This is a genomic window from Pseudomonas sp. SDO5215_S409, assembly GCF_054071325.1.
Genome location: NZ_JBSVWN010000127.1, coordinates 1 through 2,598, shown reverse-complemented (window position 1 = coordinate 2,598; position 2,598 = coordinate 1). Strand labels below are relative to the sequence as shown.

Genomic DNA, 2,598 nt, shown 5'->3' with positions numbered 1-2,598 from the left:
AGCGTCTATGGCTCGGCTGTCGAAACATAGTGGCCTACTTCAGACCATCCCTAGGCACAGTTTTTTTAATGTCCGCTATTGCTACTACACAATTAGTTGGTACTGGACTAGGTTACTGGTTTGGTTTTGCGTGGGTGATGTCCTCTCCAATAACCCTCGCTTTAGCGCTTCTCGGGATCGCTTATTTGTTGCTCACAATGGCTGCAAATCGTTTTAAACGAGAGGGGTTGCGTTTGTGGCTCTATCGCTGCAGCTGGGGGCGTGGCTCCATCTCGGAGTGGCAGGGCGAAGAAGGTCATCCAAAACAAATGCAAGCTTTACTGGAAACCTTGCAGCGCCCCAGTGTAGGCGGAAGGGCGTTGTATTACGGAGGAGGCAGCACACCGAGGACATGGATAGGCTTTTGGATACAAATCCAAGTGCCTGCTGTGTTGATGGGCAAAGAAGTGACCCTGCAACCGGCACTTATCGGAAAACAGTATTTTGTTCAAGACGAACTAAAAATCATGAAGCGCACATTTTATGATCAGTTCCTCAACGGAAACTGGGTAAACCCTAAAATGCTAGGGATACTGCCAACTGCTCCCAATGAAAAAAACAACAGCCCTGCCGATTTTAATTACTCCAACACTGAACAGTACCGCCTCTGGCAAGTGTGGATAGATACCTCAATACAAAATCCGATGCTTGAGCTTGAGATCAAGTATCCCTCCGGAGTTCTTCAGCGTAATGATGGCCGCGGTTATATGTTTCGGTTAGCACTCGACTGGACAGTTAACGAAGCTGATCGCGTCAATCAAGCTTTTAGTGGCGAACTAAAGTTAGAGAACGAAACTGTATTGACGAAGAGAAACACTCCGCTATTAAAACTGGCGACTCCTGAAAAAAACGAGTGCCACGATGTTTAAATTCAACCCCTCTCTGCCTCTTCAACTTCGATGGGAGCATGCAGGCCAACCTGAGTTATTGGCATGGACGATCCGAGCGCGAAATTACAACACGAGCATGGCAAATTGTGCGTTTGCATTTATGGCCGTACTAATATTGGGCAGCGTATTCATCATGTACACCGCTTATAGGGGAATGGACCAGCCTTGGCGGACACTCTCATGCCTTTTTTATGTGTTAATTGCTCTGATTATAGTTGCAAGCATGACGCATCAAAAAACAAATTTCGCATACCGCGTTACTCAAATAGGCATAGAACATTGTGAATGGAAAAACCCTCCCAAATGGGCATTGATTTTTTTAAAATGGATGACTGCAATCACCGCAATAATTTTTCTTTATTTGGCAGCTTCTGATCCTGGCTTTTTACTTGGCGCACTGGTAGGCCCAGGTGGAATGGGCCTCATTTACCTTTCAATGGCGAACTCCAAGCGTTACCAGGAAATGCACACGGAATACCACCACTTGGTGTTTCAATGGGAACACTTCACTCAGCTCGCCATTGCCACCAATCGAGAAGTTTTAGACTTGAAGTTCACACTGTTTGACCAGCGCCTTGGCCGCACAGTGCGTTGGAGCCTCAATATGTTCTGTGAAAGAAACCAAAAAGAAAATATTGCCAACCTCATCAAGCCTAAACTCCCCCCTGGCACCCCCTTCATCAGAGCAAAAGTCAACGTCCCCCTGAGTACCGACTAGAACTCGAGAAACTAAAAATATACGTCTTCAAACCCTAATTAATCAAAAATCTCAACCATGTTAAAACCCAAACGCCCCCTCCTTTTACCCGAACAACTCAAATGGAAGTTCTCGGACGACACCACTCTACTGGAATGGACCATCAAAGCCCGCAATTACAACACTTTTGTGGCCAACACGATGTTCTGGTGCTGCTTTATATCACTGATCATTGGCTCGGTTCTATTATATCGAAGCATGGGCGACGACCCTTTTTTCAGCGCCGTCTCAACGTTTGTTTTTTTCAGTATTGTCACGATTGCGCTTACTTCGATGACCCATGAAAAGATGTGTTTTGCCTATCGAATCAGCTCTTCCGGCGTTGAATACTGCAAATGGAAAAGCTTTCCTAAAGCAGTATTGCTACTTTTAAAATGGCTCGTCGGAATTACAGTCCTGGCATTTCTCTTCATAGCGACGATTGATCCTTCCTTGATACTCGGCGCGCTGATGGGCCCAGGCGGTATAGGCTTGCTCTATCTATCCATGGCCAAATCAAAAAAATTCAGGACCTGCACAGCCAATATCACTACTACGCCTTCCAGTGGGCGGAGATCACACAACTCACCATTGCGACAAACAGAGAAGTTATTGACTTGAAATACCACGTCAAACTAGATGGAGATGACCATACAATCCACTGGAGCCTCAACCTTTTTTGCCACCGCAACCAAAAAGAGGTCGTCGCCACTCTTATCAAGCCTTACTTATCCCCCACCGTCCCCTTCATCAGAGCAAAAGTCAACGTCCCCCTGAGCACCGACCAAACATGAAAATGATGCTGAACGCAACCGACTGACTTGACCGTACCGTGCAAACTAGAAATACAGACAAATAAAATACTTAAGACACGCTAATGTGCTGTTCGCGAAATAAATTTCTGAGTAATTCGTCTACACTTCAAACGTCACC

General features: G+C 45.9%; 2 protein-coding genes and 1 pseudogene. All 3 read left to right on the top strand.

What is annotated here, in order from left to right; all coding sequences use genetic code 11:
* Window positions 1–908, top strand: a pseudogene (locus tag ACW9H9_RS28430) (T6SS effector BTH_I2691 family protein); the annotation flags it as partial.
* Entirely contained in the window at window positions 901–1,647 is a 747-nt protein-coding gene (locus ACW9H9_RS28425) for a hypothetical protein (RefSeq protein ID WP_457346674.1), read from the top strand. The pseudogene ACW9H9_RS28430 and the gene ACW9H9_RS28425, both read left to right, overlap by 8 nt.
* Window positions 1,648–1,704: 57 nt before the next feature.
* The gene (locus ACW9H9_RS28420; protein WP_457346675.1) at window positions 1,705–2,286 is read left to right on the top strand and encodes a hypothetical protein; all 582 of its coding nucleotides are present in this window, start codon (window positions 1,705–1,707) and stop codon (window positions 2,284–2,286) included.
* Window positions 2,287–2,598: the final 312 nt, after the last annotated feature.

Coding starts and splice junctions, on each gene's coding strand:
- ACW9H9_RS28425 (WP_457346674.1), top strand. CDS start 901: ATGTTTAAATTCAACCCCTCTCTGCCTCTTCAACTTCGATGGGAGCAT.
- ACW9H9_RS28420 (WP_457346675.1), top strand. CDS start 1,705: ATGTTAAAACCCAAACGCCCCCTCCTTTTACCCGAACAACTCAAATGG.